This window comes from Mycolicibacterium iranicum, assembly GCF_002101705.1.
Classification (GTDB): domain Bacteria; phylum Actinomycetota; class Actinomycetes; order Mycobacteriales; family Mycobacteriaceae; genus Mycobacterium; species Mycobacterium iranicum.
In genome coordinates this window covers 121,611-147,418 of sequence record NZ_LQPC01000019.1, presented here as the reverse complement: position 1 = coordinate 147,418, position 25,808 = coordinate 121,611, and the positions used below count along the sequence as shown (strand labels likewise).

At 63.7% G+C, this 25,808-nt stretch carries 23 protein-coding genes, 1 tRNA gene and 1 pseudogene; 6 read left to right on the top strand and 19 right to left on the bottom strand.

The window, feature by feature from the left end; all coding sequences use genetic code 11:
* The first annotated feature begins 40 nt into the window (after positions 1 to 40).
* The gene (locus AWC12_RS04305) at positions 41 to 1,123 is read left to right on the top strand and encodes an FAD-dependent monooxygenase (protein WP_085172556.1); all 1,083 of its coding nucleotides are present in this window, start codon (positions 41 to 43) and stop codon (positions 1,121 to 1,123) included.
* Complete coding sequence (locus AWC12_RS04300; protein WP_234813822.1) at positions 1,120 to 2,463, top strand: MFS transporter; 1,344 nt, start codon at positions 1,120 to 1,122, stop codon at positions 2,461 to 2,463. The genes AWC12_RS04305 and AWC12_RS04300 overlap by 4 nt, the downstream gene beginning before the upstream one ends.
* On the opposite strand, the gene AWC12_RS04295 is transcribed toward AWC12_RS04300, so the two are convergent.
* Complete coding sequence (locus AWC12_RS04295) at positions 2,438 to 2,974, bottom strand: YbhB/YbcL family Raf kinase inhibitor-like protein (protein ID WP_024445762.1); 537 nt, start codon at positions 2,972 to 2,974, stop codon at positions 2,438 to 2,440. The two genes, AWC12_RS04300 and AWC12_RS04295, sit on opposite strands and share 26 nt — an antisense overlap.
* 23 nt (positions 2,975 to 2,997) lie before the next feature.
* The gene (locus AWC12_RS04290; protein WP_085172554.1) at positions 2,998 to 4,383 is read right to left on the bottom strand and encodes a M20/M25/M40 family metallo-hydrolase; all 1,386 of its coding nucleotides are present in this window, start codon (positions 4,381 to 4,383) and stop codon (positions 2,998 to 3,000) included.
* A gap of 27 nt (positions 4,384 to 4,410) precedes the next feature.
* On the opposite strand from AWC12_RS04290, the gene AWC12_RS04285 reads away from it, so the two are divergent.
* Positions 4,411 to 4,496: transfer RNA gene (locus tag AWC12_RS04285), tRNA-Leu, on the top strand.
* On the opposite strand, the gene AWC12_RS04280 is transcribed toward AWC12_RS04285, so the two are convergent.
* The 4 genes from AWC12_RS04280 to AWC12_RS04265 all read right to left on the bottom strand — a co-directional run bounded on the left by AWC12_RS04280 (position 4,478) and on the right by AWC12_RS04265 (position 9,700).
* On the bottom strand, positions 4,478 to 6,124 hold the full coding sequence (locus AWC12_RS04280; protein ID WP_011560558.1) for a recombinase family protein: 1,647 nt from the start codon (positions 6,122 to 6,124) through the stop codon (positions 4,478 to 4,480). The two genes, AWC12_RS04285 and AWC12_RS04280, sit on opposite strands and share 19 nt — an antisense overlap.
* 189 nt (positions 6,125 to 6,313) lie before the next feature.
* Positions 6,314 to 7,813 carry a replication initiator gene (locus tag AWC12_RS04275; protein WP_011560559.1) on the bottom strand — a complete coding sequence of 500 codons (1,500 nt, stop codon included), beginning with the start codon at positions 7,811 to 7,813 and terminating at the stop codon, positions 6,314 to 6,316.
* A 4-nt stretch (positions 7,814 to 7,817) separates the two neighbouring features.
* Complete coding sequence (locus AWC12_RS04270) at positions 7,818 to 9,263, bottom strand: FtsK/SpoIIIE domain-containing protein (RefSeq protein ID WP_017205322.1); 1,446 nt, start codon at positions 9,261 to 9,263, stop codon at positions 7,818 to 7,820.
* 92 nt (positions 9,264 to 9,355) lie between these two features.
* Positions 9,356 to 9,700, bottom strand: a complete 345-nt coding sequence (locus AWC12_RS04265) for an SCO3933 family regulatory protein (protein WP_011560561.1) — start codon at positions 9,698 to 9,700, stop codon at positions 9,356 to 9,358.
* Positions 9,701 to 9,953: 253 nt separating this feature from the next.
* On the opposite strand from AWC12_RS04265, the gene AWC12_RS04260 reads away from it, so the two are divergent.
* A complete protein-coding gene (locus AWC12_RS04260) occupies positions 9,954 to 10,754 on the top strand; it encodes a hypothetical protein (protein WP_011560562.1) in 801 nt (266 codons plus the stop codon).
* Positions 10,755 to 10,760: 6 nt separating this feature from the next.
* Positions 10,761 to 11,228, top strand: a complete 468-nt coding sequence (locus AWC12_RS04255; RefSeq protein WP_005110618.1) for an NUDIX hydrolase — start codon at positions 10,761 to 10,763, stop codon at positions 11,226 to 11,228.
* An 8-nt stretch (positions 11,229 to 11,236) separates the two neighbouring features.
* Here the strand turns inward: AWC12_RS04255 and AWC12_RS04250 are convergent, their stop codons facing one another.
* The 8 genes from AWC12_RS04250 to AWC12_RS04210 all read right to left on the bottom strand — a co-directional run bounded on the left by AWC12_RS04250 (position 11,237) and on the right by AWC12_RS04210 (position 19,855).
* Positions 11,237 to 11,773, bottom strand: coding sequence for an HD domain-containing protein (locus tag AWC12_RS04250; RefSeq protein WP_005110615.1), 537 nt, complete (start codon positions 11,771 to 11,773; stop codon positions 11,237 to 11,239).
* Between the two features lie 349 nt (positions 11,774 to 12,122).
* A complete protein-coding gene (locus AWC12_RS04245; RefSeq protein WP_005110614.1) occupies positions 12,123 to 12,365 on the bottom strand; it encodes a hypothetical protein in 243 nt (80 codons plus the stop codon).
* On the bottom strand, positions 12,362 to 14,137 hold the full coding sequence (locus AWC12_RS04240; protein ID WP_011768281.1) for a ThiF family adenylyltransferase: 1,776 nt from the start codon (positions 14,135 to 14,137) through the stop codon (positions 12,362 to 12,364). The genes AWC12_RS04245 and AWC12_RS04240 overlap by 4 nt, the downstream gene beginning before the upstream one ends.
* Positions 14,134 to 15,147 (bottom strand): SMODS domain-containing nucleotidyltransferase, encoded by a 1,014-nt coding sequence (locus AWC12_RS04235; protein ID WP_005110610.1) that lies wholly within the window; start codon positions 15,145 to 15,147, stop codon positions 14,134 to 14,136. The genes AWC12_RS04240 and AWC12_RS04235 overlap by 4 nt, the downstream gene beginning before the upstream one ends.
* A complete protein-coding gene (locus AWC12_RS04230) occupies positions 15,134 to 16,249 on the bottom strand; it encodes a CBASS cGAMP-activated phospholipase (RefSeq protein ID WP_011560565.1) in 1,116 nt (371 codons plus the stop codon). The genes AWC12_RS04235 and AWC12_RS04230 overlap by 14 nt, the downstream gene beginning before the upstream one ends.
* 177 nt (positions 16,250 to 16,426) lie before the next feature.
* Positions 16,427 to 17,170 carry a nucleotidyl transferase AbiEii/AbiGii toxin family protein gene (locus tag AWC12_RS04225; RefSeq protein WP_011560566.1) on the bottom strand — a complete coding sequence of 248 codons (744 nt, stop codon included), beginning with the start codon at positions 17,168 to 17,170 and terminating at the stop codon, positions 16,427 to 16,429.
* Positions 17,167 to 18,078, bottom strand: a complete 912-nt coding sequence (locus AWC12_RS31970) for a hypothetical protein (protein WP_017205323.1) — start codon at positions 18,076 to 18,078, stop codon at positions 17,167 to 17,169. Before AWC12_RS31970 ends, AWC12_RS04225 begins: the two co-directional genes overlap by 4 nt.
* 614 nt (positions 18,079 to 18,692) lie before the next feature.
* Positions 18,693 to 19,855, bottom strand: a protein-coding gene (locus AWC12_RS04210; protein ID WP_225323256.1) for an IS3 family transposase whose coding sequence is annotated in 2 segments (ribosomal slippage) — positions 18,693 to 19,568 and positions 19,571 to 19,855 — 1,161 coding nt in all. Because the reading frame shifts where the segments join, the coding sequence is not laid out codon by codon here.
* 68 nt (positions 19,856 to 19,923) lie between these two features.
* Here AWC12_RS04210 and AWC12_RS04205 point away from each other — a divergent pair.
* Positions 19,924 to 20,367, top strand: a pseudogene (locus AWC12_RS04205) (DDE-type integrase/transposase/recombinase); the annotation flags it as partial.
* 40 nt (positions 20,368 to 20,407) lie between these two features.
* Here AWC12_RS04205 and AWC12_RS04200 read toward each other — a convergent pair.
* The 5 genes from AWC12_RS04200 to AWC12_RS04180 all read right to left on the bottom strand — a co-directional run bounded on the left by AWC12_RS04200 (position 20,408) and on the right by AWC12_RS04180 (position 25,778).
* Complete coding sequence (locus tag AWC12_RS04200) at positions 20,408 to 21,607, bottom strand: acyl-CoA dehydrogenase family protein (protein WP_011856018.1); 1,200 nt, start codon at positions 21,605 to 21,607, stop codon at positions 20,408 to 20,410.
* A gap of 160 nt (positions 21,608 to 21,767) precedes the next feature.
* Positions 21,768 to 22,874 (bottom strand): NDMA-dependent alcohol dehydrogenase, encoded by a 1,107-nt coding sequence (locus AWC12_RS04195; RefSeq protein ID WP_011560572.1) that lies wholly within the window; start codon positions 22,872 to 22,874, stop codon positions 21,768 to 21,770.
* Between the two features lie 148 nt (positions 22,875 to 23,022).
* Positions 23,023 to 23,433: an SCP2 sterol-binding domain-containing protein gene (locus tag AWC12_RS04190; protein WP_005110592.1), complete on the bottom strand. Its 411-nt coding sequence runs from the start codon at positions 23,431 to 23,433 to the stop codon at positions 23,023 to 23,025.
* Positions 23,434 to 23,524: 91 nt separating this feature from the next.
* A complete protein-coding gene (locus AWC12_RS04185) occupies positions 23,525 to 24,583 on the bottom strand; it encodes a BtrH N-terminal domain-containing protein (RefSeq protein ID WP_005086581.1) in 1,059 nt (352 codons plus the stop codon).
* Positions 24,584 to 24,632: 49 nt separating this feature from the next.
* Positions 24,633 to 25,778, bottom strand: a complete 1,146-nt coding sequence (locus tag AWC12_RS04180; RefSeq protein ID WP_005086582.1) for an acyl-CoA dehydrogenase family protein — start codon at positions 25,776 to 25,778, stop codon at positions 24,633 to 24,635.
* Between the last annotated feature and the right edge of the window lie 30 nt (positions 25,779 to 25,808).

Here is a 25,808-nt window from a genome sequence, read left to right as displayed (position 1 = left end):
TCTCCACTAAAGCGACAGATTGTTTCTTTAAGGAGGATTTATGGACATCCTGGTGTCCGGTGCCGGCATCGCCGGCCTCGCGTGCGCGCTCGAGCTCGGCTCCCGCGGGCACGTCGTCACCGTCGTCGAAAGTGCCGCCCAGCTCAGAACATCCGGAACCCCGATCGACATCCGTGGCGATGCGATCGGTATCGCCGACCAAATGGGAGTACTGCGTTCGATCAGAGAACGCCGGATCCGGATGTCCGAGCAGACCTTCTTCGTCGACGGTTCCGGCCGGCCGGTCGCCGCCGTCCCGGTCGCAGAAATGAGCGACTCGGACGACGACATCGAGCTGCTGCGTGCAGATCTGATGCGCATCCTCGCCGACTCCGTCGCGGATTCGGTGTCGTTCCGCTTCGGTGACTCCATCCAGGCCGTGTCTGCGGACGGAGTCGCGCAGCTGGCCTCGGGCCACCGCGGACGCTACGACGTCGTGATCGGCGCCGACGGCCAGCACTCGACCGTCCGCAGAATGATCTTCGGGCCCGACGAGCAGTACCTCAAGCACCTGGGTGTCTATTTCGCCCTCGCCGAGCATCCCGGCGACGCCCACGCCCCGGGACCCAACGCGATCCACAACACGCCCGGTCGGATGGCGGGTCTTCTCCGTTACGGCGGCAAGGCCGTCGCCGCCTTCCAATTCCTTTCCGAGCCCATCGATTACGACTATCGCGACCTGGACGCCCAGAAACAGATCCTGGTCGACGCGTTCGCCGGTCACCGCTCATGGCGGATCCCGGAACTGCTTGAGGTCGCCCTCGCGGACCCGTCGTTCTACTTCACCGCGGCAGCCCAGATCCACATGCCATCCTGGCACCGCGAGCGCGTCGTACTCGTCGGCGACGCCGGATACTGCGCGGCGTACCTGTCCGGGCGGGGCACCTCGCTGGCGCTCACCGGCGCCCGCTTCCTCGCCGAAGAACTCGGCGTAGGCGACTGTTCCGAGGCGTTCGCCCGGTACGAATCGCGACAACGACCCTACGTCGCTGCCGCCCAGCGCACCGTCGACCGCGGTCGCGACCGCATGCTGCCTGCCACCTGGGATGCCATCGCCGAGCGCAACAGGGCGCTGCGGGTGTGAAGCTTGCACTGTGGGCGGCTGTTCTGACGCTCGCCAACGTACTGGCCGATGTGGCCATCGGTTCACCCTTGATGGTGCTGCCGCAGCTGCTGGAACATTTCGGCACTGACCAGGCCGCGTGGCTTGGGTCCAGCGCGATGCTTGCCGCAGCGATCTGGTCGCCGCTGCTTGCCAAATGCTCCGATCTCTACGGCAAGCGAAGAGTGCTCGTCACGGCGCTGCTGATCGCCTGCGCCGGCGCCGTCATCTGCCTGATTGCTCCGAACCTCTGGATCTTCTTGGTGGGACGCTTCTTTCAAGGCGCGGCCCTGGCCACGATCTTTCTGTCGGTGGCCCTGGTCCTGCAGATCTGCAGTCCGCGCGCCGCCATGGGCGTGGTCGGCGTCGTGACGTCGAGCTCCTCGGCCGTGGGAATTGTCGAACCGTTTCTGATGCAGCCGGTGATCGACGGTCTCGGCTTCCGGGGTGTGTTCCTCGTGGCGGCCGGGCTGGCCGCCGTGGCGGCGCTGGCGGTGCGTTGCGTGGTGCCCGAGTCACCGATCCGAAGCCCCGGCCGGGTCGACGTGGTCGGTGCGCTCTTGCTCGGCGGGGGGCTCGCTGCGGTGCTGGCCTGGTTGTCCGGAGGCGCCGTCGCGCTGCTGGCGGGCGGAGTCGCCGCGTTGAGCTGCTGGCTGTTCTTGGCCCGCCGGGTCGACGAACCGCTCGTCGACATCCGCGCGTTGCGACGTCCGGTTCTGCTGACACTGCTGGCAGTGGTGCTGGCGGCCGGGGCCTTCCGCAGCATGCTGCAGCTGACCGGCATCGTCGCGCAGGTATCTGCGGACCTCGACGTCGGTTACGGGTTCGGCGGCGGGAATGCGGTCGCGGTGCTGCTGGCCGCACCCAATCTCGGCATCATGATCGGCGGCGCCTGCGCAGGCTGGGTCGCCGGGCGCCTGGGACCGGCATTGCCCTTGCTTGCCGGTGTAATCCTGGGCGCGACAGCAACTTTCGCGATGCTGGCGGGTGTCTCCATCCTGCCGATGGCCGTTGTCTGCGGCGCTGCGACAGGTGTCGCGGCAGGCGCCATCGGCACGTCGGGCTACACGGTGGCGACCGGCCTGGAGCCGCCGCAGCGGCAGGGCACCGTCGCCGGGTTGGTGTCGGTGTCGATGGCCCTCGGTTCGGTTGTTTTCACCTTTGCCGGCAACGAGATCCTCAAGGCGACCCGTATCCCCGGCGACGCCGTCATCAGCACCGGAACCGGCGTCGCGCTGTACATCGCGATGGCCGGGGCGTTGTTCCTCCTCGCGGCGCTGCCCGCAGTTGCGCTGATCAATGCTGTTCGTACGTCCCGGTGATCAGCGCCCGCGCGATCGCATGGCCGAACAGGTTGAACCCGAGGTAGGCGGGGGTGGCGTCGGCCGGGACATCGAGCTTCTCGACATCGACCGCGTGCACGGCGACGATGTAGCGGTGCACGCCGTGGCCGGCGGGTGGGGCGGCGCCGATGAACCGCTTCAGGCCGGCGTCGTTGGCCAGCGTGACAGCATCCCCGGGGAACCCGCTGGCGCTGCCGTCGCCGACCCCGGCGGGCAGGTCGGTGACCGTCGCGGGCAGGTTGAACACCGCCCAGTGCCAGAAGCCCGACGCTGTCGGCGCATCCGGGTCGTACACGGTGACGGCGAAGCTGCGCGTCTCCTCCGGGAATCCGGACCAACTCAATTGCGGCGAGACGTCGGACCCGCCGGCGCCCATGATCCCGCTGACCTGGTCATTGCCCCAGGCTCCCCCGTCGGTGAACGACTCCGAGGTCAGCGTGAAGGTGGGCAACTCGGGCAGAAACGAGTACGGGTCGTAATCAAAGGCCATGAGAGGAGATCCTTTCAGTCTGTTTACGAGTGCAGCAGGAAGTGCTCGAGCACCTGCGCGCCGAAGGTCAACGCATCGACAGGTACCCGTTCGTCGACGCCGTGGAACAGGGCGGCGAAGTCCAGATCGGGCGGCAACCGCAGCGGGGCGAAGCCGAAGCAGCGAATTCCCAAGCGGGCGAAGTGTTTTGCGTCAGTGCCGCCGGACAGCATGTAGGGCACGGTGCGCGCGTCGGGATCGGTGGCCAGGATCGCGTCGTTCATCGCGTCGAGCAGCTCGCCGTCGAACGGCGTCTCATACGACGGCAGGTTGGTGATCCACTCCCGCTTGACGTCGGGACCGATGATCTCGTCGACCTCTCGCTCGAACTCCGCGAGCCGACCGGGCAGCACCCGGCAGTCGATCACGGCCTCGGCGGTGGCGGGTATGACGTTGGCCTTGTAGCCGGCTTTGAGCATCGTCGGGTTGGCAGTGTCGCGCAGCGTGGCGCCGACAATCCTGGCGATCCCCCCGAGCTTGGCCACGGTGCCCTCGACGTCGGGCGAAGCCGGATCGAACGCGTAGCCCGTCTCCTCACCGACGGCGGTGAGGAACTGTTCGACGGATTCGGTCAGCACGATCGGGAATCGGTGCTTGCCGAGCTTGGCGACGGCCTCGGCGACCGCGGTGACGGCGTTGTCCTCGTGCACCATCGACCCGTGCCCGGCGCGGCCCCGCGCGGTCAGCCGCATCCACAGCATCGCCTTCTCGGCCGTCTCGATCAGGTACAGCCTGCGTTCACCGCCGTCCGGACGCGGCACCGTCAGCGAGAACCCGCCGACCTCGCCGACCGCCTCGGTGATCCCGTCGAACAGGTCGGGGCGATTCTCGACGAGCCACTTGCACCCGTAGTTCCCGCCGGCCTCTTCGTCGGAGACGAACGCGAACACCAGGTCGCGCGGCGGCACGATCCCCGACCGTTTGAAGTGCCGGGCGACCGCGAGCATCATCCCGACCATGTCTTTCATGTCGACGGCGCCGCGCCCCCACACGTAGCCGTCCTCGACGGCTCCGGAGAACGGATGCACGCTCCAGTCGGACGCTTCGGCGGGCACCACGTCGAGGTGACCGTGCAGCATCAGCGCGCCCCGGGAACGGTCTGCGCCTTCCAGCCGGGCGAACACGTTGGCGCGGCCCGGCGCACCGGCCTCGATGTATTCCGTCGTGTACCCGACCTCGGCGAGCTGATCGGCGACCCAGCGGGCGCAGTCGGCCTCGCCCTTGGTGGTGGCCGGGTCCCCGGTGTTGGAGGTGTCGAACCGGATCAGCGTGCTGACGAGGTCGACGACCTCGTCGGCCGGCGATGAAGGACCACTCACATGTCCCTTTGTAACAGCGCCGGCGTCTGGTTTGGGCCTGGGGCCGCTCATCCGCTAGCCTTAGCTGCCGCACAGCAGGTCCGAGTGGCGGAATGGCAGACGCGCTAGCTTGAGGTGCTAGTGCCCTATTAACGGGCGTGGGGGTTCAAGTCCCCCCTCGGACACATCCGGCGACACGACTCAGGTCGGCAGTCGCCGTGACTCGCCGAAGATGCGGGTCGTAGTCGAGACGCAGGCCCAAGCTTGCGTACACCTCGGCGCGCTCAGCTCCGGTTGCCGCGCCGAGGATGACCGACAGTCCGCCTAACTCCTTAACTAACTCACTGATCTCGGCGGCACACATGGCGCGGGGCCGCTCCACTCGCTCAACGCGTGCCCTCAGCTCGTCGCGCTCGGCGGTACGTTGACGCAACGCAGCAGTTAGATCCTCAACGGCCACGCCAGACTCCACGGCGGTGATCAAGGCAGCCACTTTGGCATTCGCCTCGCTCAGCTGGCGCTGCAAGGCGGCGTAGCCAGGTCCGGCCGCCGGGTCCACGTCTTGCCCGCGTGCGAGGTCTTCTGGATCGGCCAGAGTGGCGATCCATTCGTCGAGTCGCGCTGTCACTGCGTCTTCGCGGAGATAGACGGTGCGCGGATGATCACTCAGGTCCACAGGTACAGAACGTGACTTGCCGAACTCACAACGGTAGAGGATCCGCGTTGTTTGCTTCCCCGGCCGGGCGGCGCCCTGCATTCGCCGTCCACATGCGGCGCAGAACAGCAGCCCACGCAGCGCATACGGCACTGTCGATTCTCTGCTGCACACGCGACCGGGACCACGCCGCGCCTGCATCCGGAGACGAACAGCCTGCGCCAGCTCATCAGGGATCAGCTCTTCGTGCGTGCGTCGATCGGGTGCGATCCAGTCGGCCCGATCGCGCCACCGCATGCGAGTCTCATATCCCGCGGCGACATCATCGGGGTTCAAAAGGACCTCATACTTCTCCTGCTTGCCCCAGACACGGATACCGCGGTACGCAGGGTTGTCGAGAATGGCGCGGATCGCCGAATGGGACCATCCACGTGGGTCACGATGCCGGTTCCGTGCCGGGTCGTATTGGCTCGGTGATGGCACTCCATCGTCGGTGAGCTGCTGTGCGATGAAGCGCAAGCCAGCACCATCGGCATACATGCGATAGATCCGCTCGACGGTCGGGGCGGTCTCGGGGTCAGGCTCCAGGCGGTGAAGACGCTGCCCAAGACTTGCCTTGGCGGGGTTTGGGTGCGGGCCGGCATCGACGAGTTGATAACCGTACGGTGGGCGACCGCCGAGGTATCTGGTTGTGTCCTGCGCGAGTGCCGACATCGCGGTACGCACGCGCATCTGGATTCGCGCACGTTCTCCCTTGCTCATTCCGCCAAAGAGCGTCATCACGAGGTCGTGTGCCTCGGATCCGGGATCAACCGCTCCGCCAACTTCAGGCACCCATAGGCCGACCCCGTAGTGCGTGAGCACCGGGAAGGTGAGCGCAAATTGCGGTCCGTAGAACGCGCGAGCAGGTTCCCCGATCACGACGGCATCGAAGCCACGGCCACGAGAAGTGACATCTGCGAGCAGACGTGAAGCCTCCGGCCTGCGTTTCCAGGGAAGCGACCGGCTCTGGCCTATATCGAAGTAGTCGGCGGCGAGGACGCCGCCATGCGGACTGATCAGATCGATGGCACGACGTTTCTGCCAGCTGCGGCTCGCCTCCGGATCTTGGGCGTCCTCGGTACTCACTCGGCCATAGAAGGCGAACCTGAGGCTCATGCCACTCCCCTCCCTGATCTAGGCGTCCGGTCCCGCATAGCCAGTATGACGTTTACCAGCGCGCGGTTGGCCTCGCGCGGGAGCCGATACCGGTTCGGCAGGTCAATTTCAACACCTCCCTCTGACATGTTCGGAGCATCGACTCGAACGTCACACTCGGAGCGAGCATGTGTCGTAGTCGGGCATCTTTCAGCCATCGCTTGCCCCTAGCGGATCCCATTGTTCGTTGTGGGCTTGGCGACGTGCTTCTACCAGTCCGATGAGGCGGGAGTGGATGCGTTGGAGGGCCGCGGAATAGACGAGACTGCGATCGCCGAGGCTGCCGAGGCCGGCACGTTCGAACTCCCACGCCACCAGATCATCGCGACCGGCGAAGTCACAGTTGGGATCGTATTGGTATGCAGTGCTTTTCAAGCGTTCTTCACGCGTCCAAATGGCGCGCTGTTCGCGCAGCACGGTCATGGTAGTGGAATAACGGCGGGATTTGCTGGTGATGTGGCCGCGGAATCCGAGGGTGTGCAACCACCGCCCGATGCCGGACAGTCCTTTGTCCGCGAGATCGCTGATGGTGGTCAGGATGGTCCGCACATGCTCTGACACGTCCAGGTCGGGTATGGCTTCCGTAGATAGGCGGCGCGCGCTGATTCCGAGGTCTACCAAGGATTTGGTGACATACTTGGCGAGATAGCGTGCCACCAGCCGGCCAGACATGGACCGTCCTGAGCCTGACCCTGGTTCTGGTTCTGGTTCTGGTGGAGCACTTTTCACTGGTTTTGCGGATGCGGCGAGGGGTTGGGTGTCGATCTGTGTGCCGAAACGCATCGTCCGCGCATCGGTATCAGCGGTCGGATCGTCGATGGTGAGCGTGACGGTGCGGGCGGCGTGTTGGATGATGGTGGCGAGTTCGACTGCACCGATGGGTGATTCCCAATCGGTCTGATCGGGGTCGTCTTGGGGGTCCAGGCGGATCAGGGCGTGGATGTGTGGGATGGCGCGGGCTTGCAGTTCGACGATTTTGATGAAGCTCACCCGCACCGCATCCGGATCCACACCGGTGGCTTTCAGTTCTTTGCGGAGGGTGCGCCGCATGGTGATGGTGAAGCGTCGCCACAGTTCGGGAAGATGCCAGGCGAACAGGACATGCCCGGCATAGTCGTAGCACTCCGGACAGAGCGGCTGACCGACCCGCTCGTCGCCATGATCATGGGACATGCTGCACCACAATTGTTTTCCATGCGGGCAGCGGCGGTAGCCGCCGATCCGGTGCTGGTCTCGGCATACCTGCGCTTTCTTGTCCCCCGACGTCGTGGCGGTGTGGACGGCCCCGAAGCTGGGGGCAGTCAGGGTGAGGAAAACTTGCGGATGATCGCCCACCGCGGTGGGCATGCCGTGGTGGCCTCCCGCAGCGCCGGCGTGCACGAGTTGCCAGGTGTCGCGGGCGTAGAGATCTGAACACGACGGGCAAATGTGGGCGCGACGGTTGTTGCACCGCGTCCACACCACCCGCTGACGCCCGTACTCATCGGTACCGATCAGCTGGATGGGGTGAGCGCAGAATCCGACGGATTCTGCTCGTCGCCACCAGGATTGGTATCCCATCGACGCGGCCCGGCGCACCATCTGCTCGACCACTCGGGTGGTATCAACTGTATCCGGAACACCCGGCAGGGCAAGCTGCGCCGATGTCATGGAGCTATTCACCGCTGCCCTCACCCACGGTGTGCCCGGTATCGGTGTTGTGTGGCTGGTGGGTCTTGTTCGGTCGGCTCGGGGGTCGGCGGAACCGAGTGGCCAGCGCGGTGATGTCGTGGTCGGTGACGTGGAAGGCCCGCACCCGCTGGGCGTAGGCGGTGCCGTCAACCATCATGTAGCCAACACCCGGTGTCGCGTCGGGGATGCGGTCACATTCGGCGCCGGCATCGCGTGCTCCCTGTCCCAGGACCATAGTGGTTTGGGTGGCTTCAGTCAGGCGCAACCCGATCCGCACCGTGAACAGCTGCCTTAACGGCAGGGTGTCTTTGGCGGGGTCTTGCACCGCGGCGACGACGCTGATGCCGACTGCGCGGCCTTGCGAGAGCAGGAGGCCCAGGAGTTGTTCGATTTCGGTGCGGACCTTGCGGTCGGTCACATACGCACTCAGTGCTGCGATTTCATCGATCACTACCACGAACAACGGCTCCGACGTCGTGGGAGTGTGTAGTCGGGTGTGGCCGCGCAGACGATTCGCCCGGGCGTGCATCACCGTGACGAGCTGGCGTAGCAGCTCCAGGGTGGTGTCGGTGGCGTCGTGGGTGAACACGGTGAACAGGGGTGCTCCGGCACCGAGTTCCATGCCACCTTTGGGGTCGATGACACATAACCGCACCAGTCCGGTCTTCACCGCGGGGGCGATGCCGGCGATCAACGACCACAGCACTGAGCCTTTACCTGCGCCGGTTGCCCCGGCGATCAGCACATGGTGACCGAGCAGCGGCACTTGCCACCAATGCCGCGTTTCGGTGATCCCGACCCGCACCAGCGCCAGGTCCACCGGGGTTGCCGGGGCGGGCATGGGCAGGACGATCGGTTCAGCGAGCACGTCTGCCCGCATTAAAGTGATGCGCAGTTCGCCAGGCGAGGTGGCGGTGATGCTGATGCGGTCGGCGCGCCACGCGGCGGCCAGCGCGTCGGACTGTTTATGCCAATCTGCCACGGACTGGCCGGTGACGATGCGCACCGCCAGCACATCGGTGGTTTTACCGATTGTCACCGTGCGCAGGGTGGGAGTGAGGGTGCGGCCGCCGAGTGTGGCCGTCAGGCCGTGCAAGGTGCAGGTCGATTCCCAGGTGCGGGTGTAGCGCGACCACGTGAGCCAGCGCCGCCGTACCGGTTCGGTCACCCAGGCGCGAAATGACCCCGGTTGGAGCCAGGCCCAGCCCGCATACCCGGCACTGCACACGATCGCGCAGATCAGGCCCACGCGTGGGCCGTGGCTGATGGCAAGCACGAGGCTGGCGATGATGGGCACGTTGATCGCCGGGAACAGCACCGCCCACCAGAGCACATACCCGGCTGCGGTGAACAGCGACATGACCAGTTCTCCGAACCAGTCGTCATCGCCTGATCCACTGTTGGTGGTGTTCTTATTGTTCGATGTCATGAGAGATGCCCTCCGTGAGCGTGTGGTCAACAGCAATGCCCGGGGTGGCGGGGTGCGGTGATCGGTTCACCGCACCCCACACCCGCTTGGGGTTACTTCTGCGGGCGTGTCTGCTCACTCGGCGCAGCACCACTGGCGGTGGCGGGGGTGAGGGCATCAGCGCGGAACGCCACCCCGCTGCGATCACCTTGGGCCCACGGGATGGCCACCAGACCAACCACCGAAATAGACTGCGTGACTGTAACTTTGGGGTCTCCTGCCACGGTGACATTGAGTACTTCGCCGCCGGAGTCATCCAGCGCGAGGACCTGGGTGGCGTACATCGGCATCCCGGTGGCGGTGTCGACTTTCGGGGCGCCGGTTTCGAAGTTCAGCCGTGGCTCCGGAGCGCGGGTGACGATAAAACGAGTTCCAGACGTATCGATTCTCAAACGCATTGTCCTACTAGTCCTTTCGTGAGATGTTGACGCCGGTCCGGCGCTGGATTCAGTTCACGTGGACATCACGGACGTTGCGAGAGACATGTGCCGACATTTCCGACACATCCACGGGCATTTCGGACACGGCCGGACATACCCACGGACATCACACCGACACTATCGCCGCAGGGTGGCGGCAATCGCATGGCAAACTAGACACCACGCGCTGAAGGATGGATACGGACGACACGGGAAGATGTGCGCTGACACGATGGACGAGCAGGACGGCACCGAGGCCGCCATCACTCCCAACGATCGCCTCGCGCAGCGGCTACAGGCCAAAGGTCTGTCCTCGCAGCGGTTCGCCACCGCGGTGGGTGTCGATATCAAGTCGGTGCGACGCTGGCTGGCCGATAGCGACTACAGAATTCGCGAACACAACGCCCGCAGCGCCAGCGAGGTGCTCGACTGCACTCCGCATGACCTGTGGCCCAAGCAGTACCCGGCCGCTACCCCCCGTGCAGTGACAACAGCGTCTGCGGGTGGGCCATTCACCGCGACCCTGTATGCCAGCCGTACTCAGCTGCCGATCACGACGTGGCAGCAGCATTTCGCCGACGCCACCACCGGCATCGACATCCTCGTGCTCGCGGCCACGTTCCTGTTCGACACCCTCGACGGATTCCTCGACACCCTGCTCGCCGCCGCCGCCCGCGGTGTGTCGGTGCGGTTTCTCGTCGGGGATCCCGACACTGCGACCACGATCTTGCGCGGTGAGGAGGAAGGGATCGGCGAGGCTGTCATCGCCCGCTGCCGCACGTCGGTGGAGTTGCTCGCCCCTCACGCTTGTACCCCGGGGCTGGACATTCGCACCCACGACACCGCGCTCTACACGTCGATCTTTCGGGTCGATGACGCCATGATTGTCAACTTCCACATCTACGGCTCACCCGGGCGCAACAACCCTGTGCTGGTTCTGTCACGTCACCATGAGCCAAGGCTCTGGACCACCCTCGAAGACGCTTTCACCCAGGTCTGGAACCGCGCCAGACCGCTGACCGCGAAAGGCTGACCCCCGATGCGCACCGACTACTACAATGACCCCAACGCCCCGGCGCCCAACAGTGTCGTTCCGTCCGCCTCGGCCATCGTCACCGACGAACAAGGTCGTATTCTGCTGATCAAACGCCGCGACAACACCCTGTGGGCGTTACCCGGCGGCGGACACGACATCGGCGAAACCATCGCCGACACCGCCGTGCGGGAAGTCAAAGAAGAAACCGGGCTCGACGTCGAAGTCACGGGTCTGGTCGGTGTCTACACCAACCCCCACCACGTGGTCGCGTTCACCGATGGCGAAGTGCGCCAACAATTCTCGCTACTGTTCGCCACCACGGTGCTCGGCGGGACCCTCGCCATCGACCACGAAAGCACCGACATCGCCTGGACTGCCCCCGACGACATCGCTGGCCTGGATATGCATCCGTCGATGCGACTGCGCGTCGAGCACTACCTGCAACGCCGCGACAGCCCCTACCTCGGCTGACCGCTGGGCTACAGCCAGTCGCGTACTCGCCGGACCGCCGCCAACAATTCGTCGCGGCCCGCGTCGACCGCCCGGTGCACCGGGTCCTCGGATCCATAACGCGCCAACACGTCGCGTAGTCGATCTCGCGGTGATATCGGCGCCCCGTCAGGTCCAGTCGTCAGATCGCAAAAAGTCAACGCATCAAGGACATTGCTGGGCGGATCGCTGAACGCGGACAAACCCGACAAGCCCCGCTCGGCAGCCTCCGCGTGCGCTCCGGTATGAAAGGCCACCAAGGAAGCGACCAGCTCCCCGAAACCCGCCGATCGCACGAACTCCGCTCCATCAAGGGGATGAAAACCGGTCCGGCGCACCGACGGTGCGTAACCGATATCGTGCAACCACCCCGCCGCGACCAGACAGTCCGCCGTTTGAGCATCGAAACGCCGGCTCAACCGCTCGGCAGTCGTCGCGACCCCCCGGACATGCGCCAACCGCCGCGGCTGCTCAGCCAGCCGCGCCTCGGCCTCGCGCCGTGCACGCTGCGCCAAAACTACGCTCACAACCGCCAGCCTACGAGCCCCAGCACCATGCCGCAGCCCCGTCGCGGCTGATGGCGCAGATCCTGGACACCCGCGACCCGCAGGAACCGGCGGCCACCAGCAGGCTTCGCTACGCTCGCTCTGCTCCCGTCCGCTGGCGCTCCCGTCCGCGCCGCTCCCTGCGCTCCGCCCTCCGTCCGCCGCCACGCATGCATGCACCCACGACCGGCGCCGGAACTAAGTCGCAGGCCACAGCGCTGGCATCACGACGAGGCGCAGCTGCCCTCGCTGCTCGCCGCATCGAGACGCCGCGAGCGGCAGGCCGGACCAATAGCCTGACCGTCGCTGACCTGCGATGTGAGAACTTTCTTTACTGGTATCGAGACACCTGCTCGATACAGCGGCGAAGGCGTACCGCCGCTAACAGGAAGAAGTGCAGGTCACGTTCAAGAGTTTGGAGTTCCACGTGGTCGGCGTGCCGCTTGTTGAAGCGTCGGTCGATGCGTCCTGATTGGAGCGCCACGGCGTTGATCCAGTTGGTTGCCTCGGTGCGAAGACGCTCGACAATGACGCCCTCTGATGGGGCATTGCGTTGACGTTCCGTTGCCCTCATTCTGTCCCTGCTGTGTGATCCATGGGGTGCGTTACACCGGGGAGGAAGTGGTGTCGGGGGCCGCTGGCCGCGTGCGGCAGAGCGATGAGGTGTGTGCCCGAAACCGCGGAGTCCGGTTGTTGGAGGTGGCTTCCGATCAGGTTGACGAGTGTGGCTGCGACCGCTACGAGGTCGGCTGCCGAGCCGTGGAATGTGGGGACCGAGCAGCCCCTGGTTGGTATAAGTTCGTCATCGCTGGGTTCTTGCCACAGCGTGTGGTAGAGCTCAAGTCCGCTGTCGCCCTGGATTGTTCGGCCAGCGTCTTGATCGATGCTGGAAACTGTCGCTGTTGCGCTTGCGGCGCACAGCACGGCTAGGCCGAGCGTGCCAGAGCGAGCGTCTGTGGCGACCTGAGCGATCAATGCCTTTCGCGTCGGCGCAGTTGCCAACGCATCGAGACAGCTCGTGATGCCGTTGTTCACTGTGGCGTCGATGATGAGATCCGCTGCCAGGCATGACGTGTGGTCTTCTGGGAGGTGCCCTTCTGCGACGGTGACCGTCAGGTCATCACGGATCGCGCGGAGCCGTCCAGCGAGTGCCTCGGCTTTGGAACGGCCAATGTCGTCTTCGACGTAGTTTTGTCGGACGAGCAAGCCGCCGGTGACGATGCCAGGGTCGCACACGGTGATCTCCGATGCTCCTGCGCGAGCGATGAATTCGGCGATCCATGATCCGAGCCCGCCGCAGCCCCAGATGTGGACAGTCTTTCGTTGAAATCCGTTCACGGGGCGGCCGTCGTCGCGGCGGGTTGTCACTTCGGGTCGTTCGTCGGACATCCTGCACCACTCAATCGGGATTTCAGTGTTGATCTTCGCGGGGTCGAGAACAACCCCCACACCCCGTTGCTGCGCGACCTCGCGGAGCGCATTCGCCGTTGGGGTGGGGAGCCGTCCGCCCAAGAGGTGGGGTGGGCCTCCAGCGGGGTGCGGCACGGCGAGGACGAAGTATTGCTCGGCGTCGTGGTGATTTCGTAACGCACTCGCCAGGAGGGCGGTGAGGAACGCCGGCGATTGCGGTGCGATCCGGGGAGCCCGTCCTTCGAGGCGGTCAAGGTAGGGGTCGTCCAGGAGAGCAAGCAGTAGCGCGAATGTGGATGCGGCACCGAACGGCAGCGCGGTGGCCAGGGTAATTACCGGTACGCGATGCCCGGCAGCTCCAGGCGAGTACGTCAGGTCGTATCGGTGCGTTGACCGGGCGATCAGGTGAGCCGTTTGGTGGCGCTTCGCCGGTCCGGGTTCTCGGGTAACGATCGTCGGTGTGTCATGTGCCTGATGCGGCACTCCGCCAACAGCGTGGTACATGGCGGTGGCGGCGTCGAAGTTTCCGGCGGCCGCGTCGACGAGCCAGTCCCAAAGGCGGGTGAGTAGGCCGGCCACACCAAGCGTCGGCTGCCATTCCCGTGAAGGATCCAAATAGATGCATAGTCGTTGACCCGCGAGCACATGGGGGTAGCCGAGAAACCGAGTGTGATCAACGTCGATAGCCGGTAGCGAGTACGAAGAGGGGCGAAGCTGAAGGATGAACTCCTCGGTCTCTTGAAGTTGCAGGCCACCCGGATGATGCGGGATGGCGGCCGTGCGTAGCGAGATGCGGAGCGACGCCTCGCCGCTAGCGTCGAGCGTGGGTCTTCCTCGGACCTGGATTTCGTTGGGACGTTGTTGCGCTAGCGCTTTGAGTTCGGCGAGGAGATGCTTCTGCCAGCCCGTCAGCGTGGGCTGGTGGCGTCTGGTCACCCTGCCCGACCAGAGCGCCCCACTGTTGAGTCCGCGGCAGAGGTGGCTGCTGGAAACTTCGCGCTAGCGGTTGTTGTGGCCGGCGCCTTGAATCCGTCGCCGAAGATGTTCTGCCACAGCTGGACACTGCGGTCTTTGTCTTTCTCCTCGTAGGCCGCTTCGATGTCGGCGGCATGCACGTGGATTCGGTCACGGAAGTAGCTGTAGGTCGCCTGAGCGCTCTCGGGGTCTGGTCCCCACCGGTGGTCGAACGTCACGCCGGAACCGGACGGGTCGGCGATGGAGGGCTTGATCGGGTTCGCTTGCAACCAGGTGTCGAGGTCTTGCACGACATGAAGAAGAGTTGTGGGGACGTTGCTGTAGTAACTCGGGTCCAGGAGCTTGCGCAAGTCTGTTACCTGCTCCCCCAGCATGGTGGTCAGCAGGACTGAACGTGTGCCGGTGAACGAATTCTTGTGATCACGAAGGTATTTCATGAGTCTGATCACTTTGCGTAAGTTCCCGCTGGCGATAGAGTCCTGTTTCTTCATCCAATCGGTGAAACCCTGCGGGTTCGTCAGCTCCCACTCGTTGTCGTCGCGGTTGACGATGACCTCTCGACCGTCGGCCAGGTTGAGGTGAGGGACGATGTCGACGTGCATGGAGTTGGCGTAGACGAGCCGCGCGCAGCGGCACTTACGTGAGTGCGGCATGGTGCCGTAGGTGCTGTGCCGATGCAGGGCTGCGTAGACCTCATCGATGTAGGTCTTGGGGTTGTCGGCCCAGTCCGGGTTCTGGCTCATGTCGAGCATGAAGTCGGCGTCGAACTCGTTGTCACCGACGGGGTTGATGATCGTGCGGTGTGCCCAGGAGCCTTGCGGCGTCTTGCCGGTGATCAGCGCACCGATTTCGACGTCGGCTTTGAGTGCCTTGTAGATGGCTTCGACGCGCTGGTTGAGTAGGTCCAGTTTGAACTGGCTGAGATTGACCGTGTCTTTCAGCAAGACGTTGAAGTGGTCAGCGAGTTGCATTGGGGGCCTCCGTGTGTGAAATGCTGCCCGGATCGTCGCGGTGTCGGCGTCCGTTCACCGGTGTGTATGCGGGCGCCTGGTGGTCAGCGAATTTCGCGGTGTAGCTAGGGCTGAGTTCTCGGCTGACTGAGGCAGCGAGGCCGGCCACGTCCTTTGGGTCCGCCGAGTCCAGTGCGTAGAGGCCGCCGGGCACTAGAGCGTCGAAGCGCGTGTAGTTGGATTTGCCGATCAAGTGTTCGGCGAGGCCCTGTCCGCCACGGCTGCTGGCGTTAAGGATCAGCGGGGCAATCGGTCTTGCCCAGTGTAAGAGTCCGCCGCGGTCCAAGCGCTTGGGGTGATCGGTCAGCTGATCAATGGTGCCGACGTTGAGGACGGTAATCGCGTCGAGAGGAACACCGAGCATGCTGACGGCCTCGGCGATCGCGACGACAGCCGGGTTGTTGGCCCATACTCCGCCGTCAATGAGCCTGTGTCCGTCGACGTACGCCGCGGGGAAGTACAGCGGCGCCGCCGAGGTCGCCAGTGCAACGTCCACCATCGGTATGCGCCAGTCGCGGGTCAGCCGTGTGTGGTGCGGAGTCTTGAAGATGTGCACGGCCCCGCGTTGTACATCCCACGCGGGAATGACGAGTCGCTTCGTGCTGTCGCCAAGGAGTCGGGCTCCGAGGACGCCGGTCAACGCTTGCCGCAGCGCCTCTGCGTCATAGATGGGCGATCTCAGCTGCCGTGGTCGGCGCCATCCTCGCCGCCTCGACGCCGGAAAGACTTTCTCGACCAGTTCTTCGTAGTGGGAGACAATCTCCTTCGGCGTGAGGCCCGCACCGAGACCCAGTGCGACGATGCCGCCCGCCGACGTGCCAGCAATGAGGTCGAAGGAATCGGTGATCCTAACGCCCAGATCCTGCTCCAGACGTGCAAGCACATGCGCAGTGAACAACGCCTTGGCGCCCCCTCCATCGAGAGCGAGGACCTGGAAGCGCTCGGGGCGCGGGCCAGCCGCCTCGCGCTCGGCTGCTGGATAGACCTGCGCGGCGAATTCGCCAGGTCCCGGCGAGGACGTACCATTATCAAGGTTGGCAGGCGTCGCGGGAACTACATCCATGTAACTAGACTACGCCGCTCCGCCGACAACGACCTAGCCGTTATTGCCACCGGCGTGGGGACCCGCGCAGCCAGCAGCCATGTCAATGCTCCGGCTCAGCATTTGCCGGCTCCGTCGAGACCGAAACCGTTTCGCTCGGCGTAGCCGCACGGAAACGAACGACTGTCTGCTGGTGCGTCATCGCGACACGATGGCGACATGGCGCCGGAGCAGCGCCCGCACTCTGGCCGGCACCCTCGTCGGCGGACTGGAGATCATCTGCGCTGCCACACGCGCAGCGTCGCCGCGCTCGCCGGCCTTTGTGATCTTGGGGTCGCCCAGGCGCCACGGCGAAGCGTGGTAATCGGGTTGTGACGCGACGATCTCCAGTAGTGTCTCGATATCCTGGAGGTCACGTTCGGAGTCGCGAACGGTACGTGCCAGCATCTTCAACACGAATGCTGCCTCGACGTCGGGAACCGGAATTTCGAACTCAACCGTGTCGCCGTCGGTGAGTCGGGCTGTGACGGCGACTTCGATCGGCGGTAGGGCGAGCGCCAACCGCAGCCCTGGCGCTCCGTCGAAGGCTCGTTCGCCGATGATCCGCTTGCCTGGTTTGGCTGCGGTGGGAACTAAGAGGTCGACCGCTTGCTCACCCCGCTCGTAGCGGTTGCCGCACTCAGCGGTGTACCCCAGTGCGGTGAGTCGATCGTGGAGGTTCCCGGTGGACGCCACGTTGACGTCGATCCCGGTGTCTGCGTCGGAGGTCAGTCGCGGTATGCCCGACACGTTGTAGACGTGCCGCAGCAGTCGCACCATGTGACCGCCGATGACGCGGTACTCGATGTCGGCAGTGACTGCGGCCACGTCACGCAGTGCACGCATTCCGTTGTCGTCGGCCACCGCAGTGCAGGCGATTTGCACCGATGCTGTTCCGGTCACCGGTGCACGATCCAGTCGCTGAGATGCTGCGGTGCACCGTCGCCAAGATCGGCACCGCCGCTGAGGTCCTGAAGCGCAATCACTGGATCCACAGTGATGATGTCGGAACGCTGCGTATCACGAACCCGCCGCCACCAGGCCGCGGTCGTCCAGACGGTCGGGTCGGCGGGAACCCGCACAGTCAAGGTCGCTTCCTCGGCGGTGGCCTCCACCAAACCGAACTCGGAGAGGTCGACCAGTTCTTTGGCATAGACCAGACCTCTGGTTGGTACCTGCCACGGTCGCAGGACGTCGGCGGCGACCTCGCCGCCAGCAAGGATCGGCACGGTGAGCTCGGCGCCGAGTCGGGTCGCACTGCGCACCTGCTCCACTACCGGATCCATTCCATACCAGTACGTTTCGACAAGTCCGCTGTCCGCAGGTACCAATGCCAGTTTCACCAGGAGCTCCCGGCGCGCAGCCTCGGTCATCGGCGTGTCCGGCAGCGGATCCTTCTCGGTCATTTTGGACACCGCCTGCTGGCTAACTCCGATGGCCGCGGCAATGTCGCGTTGGCGGAGGTGACCGCGCGTAAGCACACAGACCCGTTCAGCCGCCCGCCGCCGCCAGCTGCGCTCGCTGGCGGCGCGGGGCGGCCGTCCTGGTGTTGGCGTTCGGTAGGTTCGCCCGGAGAGCACCAGTTCGCCGGTGCTGCCGACGCTGAGATCCACGTCAGCCTGAGCCAGGAGCGCTGAACGTGCCTCATCTGAGATGGTCTCGCACACCACGAATACGCGGCGGCCTGGATGGCGGCGCACACGACTAAGGACTGCGGCCGGAGATGGCACACGTTCTGCCAGAACCAGGTCCGCTACTACGGCGCGGCCATCGATTCGGTATGTGATGCTGTGTGCATCACCAGTCACCATCCGCACGCCTGCGTCGACCAAGCGGGCAGGAATCGAAGCAGAGAGCACGTCTGTTACTCTACTCAGTGACTACTTGTCAAACAACCTATTGTCGATAAATAGCGTTCTGGTTGTTTGACTTCGACCAACCAGTGGCGTACAAACCGTCCATTGATCCGTCATACGCTGGTGGAGTTTAACGGGCCTAGCGTCGAGGAACCTGAGCAGATAGAGCTACTCTGACGTTTTCGCGGCGACGCCGGTAGCCCAGGCATCGCTGACAGCCGCTGACTCTTAATCAGCGGGTCTGGGGTTCGAAACCCTGACGGCGCACCATGCAAACGCAATGCTCAGGCAGGGTTGTTGTCGTTTCGGAGTGTTTGCTGCCTGTGACAGATGTGACCGATGTGACCGAAAGGTCTCCATATTGTCCCCGCGCTGCGGAAGCAGACCCACCACAGCAAACGGCGCGTCGGCGTGACATGTGAGACCGCCGTCCTAAGGTCGTGCCGTGTCTAATATGCCTCCCGACCCCGATGCATCTGACTCACGCGAGGACGGTGCACCTACCAAAGAGGCCTGTGCCAAGCTCTATCAGGAAGTGGGTCTGCTGCACGATCAGGTGACAATTTCGGTCACGCGGCCTGACTGGCCGTCGTGGTCATGATGGCTTCGTATTCGACGGGGGTCAACCGGCCGAGGGCGCCTTGGCGGCGACGTCGGTGGTAGGTGCGTTCGATCCAAGTGACGATGGCGATCCGCAGCTCCTCTCGGGTGGCCCAGCGGCGGCGGTCGAGGACGTTCTTCTGCAGCAGGCTGAAGAAGCTCTCCATCGCCGCGTTGTCGCCGGCCGCGCCGACACGTCCCATTGAGCCGACCATGCCGTGATGGTGCAGGGCCTGGACGAACTTTCGACTTCGAAACTGCGACCCTCTGTCCGTGTGAACCACGCAGCCGGCGACCACCCCACGGCGGCCGACCGCGTTGCGCAGCGCGGCGGTCGCCAGGCGTGACTTCATTCGGGAGTCGATCGAATAACCCACGATGCGGTTGGAGAATGCATCCTTGATCGCGCAGAGGTAGAGCTTGCCCTCGCCGGTATAATGCTCAGTTATGTCGCTGAGCCACAACATGTTTGGCGTTTCAGCGGTGAAGTCGCGCTGGACCAGATCGTCGTGCACCGGCGGTCCTGGTTTGCCGTTCTTGCCGCGCTTCTTGCCGAACACGCTCCACAACTGCTGCTGTGAGCAGATGCGCCAGGCGGTGCGCTCGGCCATCGGCTCGCCGGCCTCACGGGCCTCCTCGACGAGGTAGCGGTAGCCGAACTCGGGGTCCTCGCCGTGCGCGTCGAACAGGGCGTTGGCGCGGTATGCCTCGACGAGTTCGGCATTGGTGATGGGATTTGCCCGCCAGCGGTAGTAGGGCTGGCGGGCGAGCTTGAGTACCCGGCGCGTCACCGCGACGGGAATCCCGTCGGCGGCGAGCTCACTTACGAGCGGGTAGACCCTTTTCCCGGCAGATTGGCCTGCGACAAGTACGCCGCTGCCCGCCGTAAGACTTCATTCTCTTGTTCCAACAACCGATTTCGGCGTCGTAGCTCGCGCAGATCAGCGGAGTCATTGGTGCTCTTACCTGGCTTGGCGCCCTCGTCGACGTCGGCTTGGCGCATCCACTTGGTCAACGTCATCGGGTGCACGCCGAAATCGGTGGCGATCTGCTCGATCGTCACCCCGTCGTCGCGGTTACGGGCAACGCGGACGACGTCGTCGCGAAATTCACGGGGGTAGGGCCTAGGCACACTGACATCCTTCCAGCCCGCCCGCTTTGGGCAAGCCAACTCAGATGTCACCTATTGGTGCAGCAGACCCGATGATCGTGGGCTGGCGGGTAGCGTCGCACATGCGTACCACCATGGTGCTGGATGCGTTGGAGATGGCTCGTTGGTCACGCGGAAACACATTGCCGGGCTTGACATGTCACTCCGATGCCGGATCGCAATTCACCTCTATCCGCTATGGCGAACGGCTCGCCGAGATCGGAGCGGTCCGCTCGATCGGCACGATCGGAGACAGCTACGATAATGCCCTGGAGACGGTGAACGGCTACTACAAGGCGGAGCTGATCTACGGGCCAGTCCGCACCAGGCCGTGGAAGACCGTCGAGGACGTCGAACTCGCGACCCTGAGCTGGGTGTACTGGCACAACACCAGCCGCTTACACAGCTACCTTAATGACATCCCACCCACCGAGTTCGAAGCCGCGTTCCACGATGCACATGGGACCGACCAACCCCTGGCCGGAATCCAATAACCCGAGCCTCCGGGAAAGTCAGGGCGATTCAATCAAGTAGCTAGAGTCCGATACGTTTGGCGATGACCTCGTTCATGATTTCGTTGGTGCCGCCGCCTATTCCGAGAATTCGGCAATCTCGATAGTGTCTCTCGATCTCAGACTCACGCATGTAGCCCATCCCACCGAAGATCTGAACCGCCTCATTGACCACGTAGTCGCACGCATACACAGCGGTGTTCTTGGCCATCGACACCTCGGCAACGACATCCTCCCCCGCTAGCCACCTCTGCATGACCGCACGGGTGTAGGTGCACGCCACGTCGACCTGTCGAGCCATCTCCGCAAGCTTATGGCGAATGATCTGGCGCCCCGTCAAGGGTCTACCGAACGTTTCACGTTCCCGCGCCCAACTCTTGGCAAGGTCGAGAGCCCGACCCGCCGTCGCGTACGCCTGGACGGCGATGCCGAGCCGTTCAGCCTGAAATTGCTGCATGATCTGCAAAAACCCACTGTTCTCTGCCCCCACCAGGTTGTCAGCCGGTACGCGAACGTCGACGAAAGACAACTCGGCGGTGTCGCTACATCGCCACCCCATCTTGTCTAACCGGCGGGACACTTCGAATCCAGGCGAATTCTTGTCGATCACAAGCAATGAAACTCCACCGTAACCCGGTCCGCCGGTGCGTACCGCCGTAGTAACGAAGTCCGCTCGAACTCCGCTGGTGATGAACGTCTTTGCTCCGTTGACCACGTAGGTGTCCCCCTCGCGCACCGCGCGTGTGCGCAGATTCGCGACATCTGAGCCTGCCCCAGGCTCGGTAACGCCCAGCGAGCCGATCATCTTTCCTGCGAGCGTAGGACGGACATATCGTTGAATCAGGGCGTCGGAGCCATTGGCGGCAATGTGGGGAAGGGCAATGCCATGGGTGAACAAGGCGGCGCAGACGCCAGTGGACCCGCCTGCGGCCAGGATGGCCTCAGTGACCAGTGCAGAGTCAATCGCATTGCCGCCGCTGCCGCCGACTTCTTCCGGGAACCCGATTCTGAGAAGCCCCACCTCGGCAGCATTGAGATGCAGGTCGCGCGGAATCTCACCCACGTGCTCCCATTCCGCTAGCTTCGGCGCGATTTCACGTTCCGAGAAAGACCGCGCCATTTGGCTCAGCGCTCGTCGCTCCGGCGTGGTCCACACCTCCGGGGCGATAGCGAAACGAGCAGCCCCATCCCTGCTTGCCGTGGTCGTGCCAGCGTCCGTCATCTCAGCCTCCCAGAGAATGTGATAGATGATCGATGAGGTGTCTGATGCTTGCCGTCCTCACGACGGGAAAGAAGGACCCGACGCCAACCACCCAAGGGGCCCGGCCGCATGATCTGCAGCAACGCAAGGACATGGAGACCAGCAGTGGGCATGATGCTCTTCAGAACCGGACCAGCCCTCGGATATTTTTTCCTGAACGCATATCCTGGTAGCCCTCATTAATTTGGTCGAGGGAGTATTCGCGGGTGACCAACTCATCGAGCTTCAACAACCCAGCGGAGTACAGCTCGACCAGTCGCGGAATATCGTGCGGCGCATTGGATGAGCCATACAAAGCGCCACGAATCTGCTTCTCGTAAAGCGTCATTTCAAGCAGTGATCCTGAGATCGATGAGTCGTCGGGGTGCCCGATGGCCGTGACCACGACGCGCCCGCGCTTTCCGACCAAGGCCAGCGCTTCCGCGGTGTAGGAGGCCTCAGCCACATCGGTGGTGAGGATGCAGACATCAGCCAGCTTGCCCAGCGTCATATCGCTGACCAGCGACCAAGCTTCATCCATCGAGGCCGCGGTGTGCGTCGCACCGAACCCGCTCGCTTGCTCTCGCTTGAACTTCACCGGATCGACCGCCACAATCGCCAGCGCTCCCGCGATTCGCGCGCCCTGAATCGCATTCATTCCGATTCCGCCCGCTCCCACTACCACGACGGTGTCCCCGGCGCGCACCTCCCCAGTCCGCACCGCAGATCCGTAACCGGTCGTGACGCCGCAACCGATCAAGGCTGCCCGATCCAGGGGGATTCCGCCGTCAATCTTGACCACGGACGCCTGCGGCACCACTGTGTACTCGGAAAACGTCCCGAGCAAACACATCTGCCCGACGTCCTCGCCTCGTGCGTGAAAGCGATAGGTGCCGTCGATCTGCGGTCCCATCATGAGCGCCGCTCCCAACTCACAGAGATTGCCCATGCCGCGCGCGCAGTACGAGCAGCGCCCACACGAGGGAAGGAAGGTCAAGATGACAGAATCACCTTCGGACAGTTCCTCAACCCCTTCGCCGCACTCCACGACTGTGCCAGCACCCTCATGACCCCCCACTACCGGCAATGGGATCGGGAGGTCGCCGGTCACCAGATGTTCGTCGGAATGGCACAAGCCGGTGGCCGCCAGCCGCACGAGGACCTCCCCGGGACCTGGCGGATCCAAATCGACTTCTTCGACCTCCCACTTCTGCTCCAAGCCCCACAAAACAGCCGCACGTGTCTTCATGTTGAAGTCCCTTCTATCGAATTACGCTTCTCGAGTAGTTATCCCGACCGCGCACGGTGGTCGCGCGAACTGTCCTGGATGATCTCCGGGCACATCGCCCAGAGGCCCGCGCCGCTCACCCGGGCCCGGGCGCGGTACCGCACCGACATCACACATTGAGCAGGTCGTGACGCTTGTCGGCCTCAAGGATTGCCCGGTATTCCGGAAAGAGGTTCTTTGCCTGCGGTATGAGCTTGATCAGTTTGGTGACAGGACCTTTCGCTCGTACAGTTCCTTTCGCCATCGCCATGGTCAAGTTCACCTTCCCCAACCAGAACCTGTTGCCGGTATCCGCGGACATGAACAATTCGACATTCGGTGTAACGCCACTGTCCGCGCCGGTCTCTACGACCTTCTCCGGCATATCCACGGTTACTACCGCATCCGGATCGGTGTAGTGGATCCGTAACACCACCCCGGACCCGGCAAGTCTGTTCGCAAGGTCTTCGTTCTCCAAACCTCGTCGAAAGATGCCGGCGAGGTAGCGGTAAACCTCTTCCGCATCAGCGAAGACAGCCATCGTGATTCTCCCTTCCTATGACACAATTCAAAGCGCTCAAATAAATCTGCTGGGTCGCAACCAGTTCGGCTTGCTCCGAAGCAATCAGAACTCATAGGAGTAGATCTCCTGCCTCCCTCAGCGCCTCCGCGAGTCGACGTTCGGCTGTCGGCAATTGCGCAGCCACGGACGCGGCGCCGCTCGCTCTTCGGTGCGGATCTGCACCGCGGTCATAAGCGGCGTGCGCAACCGCGGTCCACAACTCAGATGCGGTCTTTGCAGCCTCCGCTGCTTTAAACGCAGGTTCGAAACTCAACTCTTCAGCGACGCGCCGACATCCACGTGCTTGCAGATCTCGGAACAGACCGCCTCCGGTTCCGGCTTTTTCGATGAAGGCGCTCAGCGCAAACAAGGCTCCGTCGAGGGTGTCGTCGTCAAAGATCTTCGGCCACCGCTTGAGATCCTCCACAAAAGTCGATACCCCTGGTAGCCCACGCACCTGAATTTCACAATCGGAGTCCTCGGTGATCGGCGCGCTCACACACGAACCCTGCATCGCGTCCGCGGACCTACGGAAGGCCGACCGGGCAGCATTGCCGAGATCTGGTGCCGCGCCGGGCCACTCGACTACGTAGGTGGTGTGCCGCGTGGGGACGGGAAATCCCGTCGATGCCCGCGCCTTCCGTAGATTCTCGTAAGGCACGGCTTGAGGTGTATCGCGATCGTTATCGACCACGAAGGCGAGTTCCTCGTCGTCGTCGTACCCTACGATCACGACATCGTGCCGGCTCATACTCAGACGCGTTCTCAGATAGGGCAATTCGGCGATGTCAGTCCACACCATGACCGGCGTACCGGCATCGATCTGTTCGGTCACCCATTTCCACCCGAGATCGGGGTCGTCTGTCGAACGACACTCGAAGCGCGCGCCCAACCGGGTCAAGTATTCGTCTTCGAGGTCCGCGCTGCGTCCAACGAGGTAGATCGGTGGACGTAGGTGGGCCGAGCGAACATACGAGAAGTCGAGGGCCCCGCCGAGAGCAAACACGATGCCTTCGTCCGGGGTGTCATCACCCCAACGGATCCCGGCCCATTCGGTCAAATCCCGAAGAGCCCCCGATCCGCAGTGGCCGCCCATGTCGTGGCGATACGGCACCACCATCGATGCCATCAGTCCTCCTCCTCTAGATGACTAACGTGCGGGCGGCAACTCCTCTGAGTCATAGGGAACGCGAGATGATTTCCTTCATCACCTCGTTCGTGCCGGCATAGATTTTTTGCACGCGCTGATCCACCCACAACCTCGAGATGGGGTACTCGGTCATGTAGCCATATCCGCCGTGAAGCTGCATACAGTCATCGAGTACCTTCATCGCTCGCTCAGTGGTCCACCACTTCGCCATGGCGACGGTCTGCACGTCGAGTTGACCCGCAAGGTGCAGGTCGATGCAGTAGTCGAGGAACACTCGTGCGATGCGCGTTTCTGTCGCGGCTTCAGCCAGCGTGAACTTGGTGTTCTGAAAGCCAAAGACAGGCCGACCGAACGCCTCCCGCTCACGCGTGTACTTGAGCGTCTGCTCCAGGGCAAGTTCCATCGCTGCGACAGCCCCCACCGCGACGATGAGTCGCTCTTGTGGCAGCTGCGTCATCAGCTGAATGAAGCCCTGTCCCTCAGACTGGCCCAGTAGATGCGAGCGCGGAACTCTCACTTCATCGAAGAACAACTCGGAGGTGTCCTGGCCGCGCTGGCCGATTTTGTCGAGAACCTTGCCGCGCCGGAATCCCGCCCGGTCAGCCTCGACAACGATCAAAGAGATGCCCGCAGCGCCCTGGCTCGGATCTGTCTTGGCAACAACGATGATGAGGTCGGCCTGTTGGCCGTTGGTGATGAAAGTCTTGGAGCCGGTGATCACGTACTCGTCACCGTCCAGGAGGGCTTTTGTCTTGACGCTCTGCAGATCGGACCCGGTCCCCGGTTCTGTCATGGCGATCGCCCCGATCATTTCACCGGACGCCATCTTGGGAAGCCACTGCGCGCGCAGCTCTTCAGTCGCGTACTGCAGGATGTAGTGGGCGACGATTCCGCTGTGCAGTCCCGCGCCCCATGAGCTGTCACCTATGCGGGCCTGCTCTTCAAGCACGACCGCTTCGTGCGCGAAAGTGCCACCGCCTCCGCCGTATTCCTCAGGTATAGACATGCAGAGCAGGCCCAGCTCGCCTGCTCGGTTCCACAGTTCTCGGTCGACGTGGTGCTGGTCTGCAAAGCGGTTCGCATGCGGCGCCAATTCGGCCGAGAAGAACTTCGCAGCGAGGTCACGAAGCTCGAGTAATTCGGCATTCATCCAGGGAGAGATTGGTGAGGACATGATTACCTTCCGACTGTTGGAATTCCAGGG

Bases quoted from the DNA above. Each gene is read 5' to 3' on its own strand.
- AWC12_RS04185 (WP_005086581.1), bottom strand. From the start codon at position 24,583: ATGGCATCGATGGTGGTGCCGTATCGCCACGACATGGGCGGCCACTGC.
- AWC12_RS04280 (WP_011560558.1), bottom strand. From the start codon at position 6,124: ATGAGCCTCAGGTTCGCCTTCTATGGCCGAGTGAGTACCGAGGACGCC.
- AWC12_RS04230 (WP_011560565.1), bottom strand. From the start codon at position 16,249: ATGGATGTAGTTCCCGCGACGCCTGCCAACCTTGATAATGGTACGTCC.
- AWC12_RS04245 (WP_005110614.1), bottom strand. From the start codon at position 12,365: ATGAGGGCAACGGAACGTCAACGCAATGCCCCATCAGAGGGCGTCATT.
- AWC12_RS04260 (WP_011560562.1), top strand. From the start codon at position 9,954: ATGGACGAGCAGGACGGCACCGAGGCCGCCATCACTCCCAACGATCGC.
- AWC12_RS04190 (WP_005110592.1), bottom strand. From the start codon at position 23,433: ATGGCTGTCTTCGCTGATGCGGAAGAGGTTTACCGCTACCTCGCCGGC.
- AWC12_RS04255 (WP_005110618.1), top strand. From the start codon at position 10,761: ATGCGCACCGACTACTACAATGACCCCAACGCCCCGGCGCCCAACAGT.
- AWC12_RS04195 (WP_011560572.1), bottom strand. From the start codon at position 22,874: ATGAAGACACGTGCGGCTGTTTTGTGGGGCTTGGAGCAGAAGTGGGAG.
- AWC12_RS04290 (WP_085172554.1), bottom strand. From the start codon at position 4,383: ATGAGCGGCCCCAGGCCCAAACCAGACGCCGGCGCTGTTACAAAGGGA.
- AWC12_RS04265 (WP_011560561.1), bottom strand. From the start codon at position 9,700: ATGCGTTTGAGAATCGATACGTCTGGAACTCGTTTTATCGTCACCCGC.
- AWC12_RS04235 (WP_005110610.1), bottom strand. From the start codon at position 15,147: ATGCAACTCGCTGACCACTTCAACGTCTTGCTGAAAGACACGGTCAAT.
- AWC12_RS04295 (WP_024445762.1), bottom strand. From the start codon at position 2,974: ATGGCCTTTGATTACGACCCGTACTCGTTTCTGCCCGAGTTGCCCACC.
- AWC12_RS31970 (WP_017205323.1), bottom strand. From the start codon at position 18,078: ATGGTGACTGGTGATGCACACAGCATCACATACCGAATCGATGGCCGC.
- AWC12_RS04200 (WP_011856018.1), bottom strand. From the start codon at position 21,607: ATGACGGACGCTGGCACGACCACGGCAAGCAGGGATGGGGCTGCTCGT.
- AWC12_RS04305 (WP_085172556.1), top strand. From the start codon at position 41: ATGGACATCCTGGTGTCCGGTGCCGGCATCGCCGGCCTCGCGTGCGCG.
- AWC12_RS04180 (WP_005086582.1), bottom strand. From the start codon at position 25,778: ATGTCCTCACCAATCTCTCCCTGGATGAATGCCGAATTACTCGAGCTT.
- AWC12_RS04270 (WP_017205322.1), bottom strand. From the start codon at position 9,263: ATGACATCGAACAATAAGAACACCACCAACAGTGGATCAGGCGATGAC.
- AWC12_RS04275 (WP_011560559.1), bottom strand. From the start codon at position 7,813: ATGACATCGGCGCAGCTTGCCCTGCCGGGTGTTCCGGATACAGTTGAT.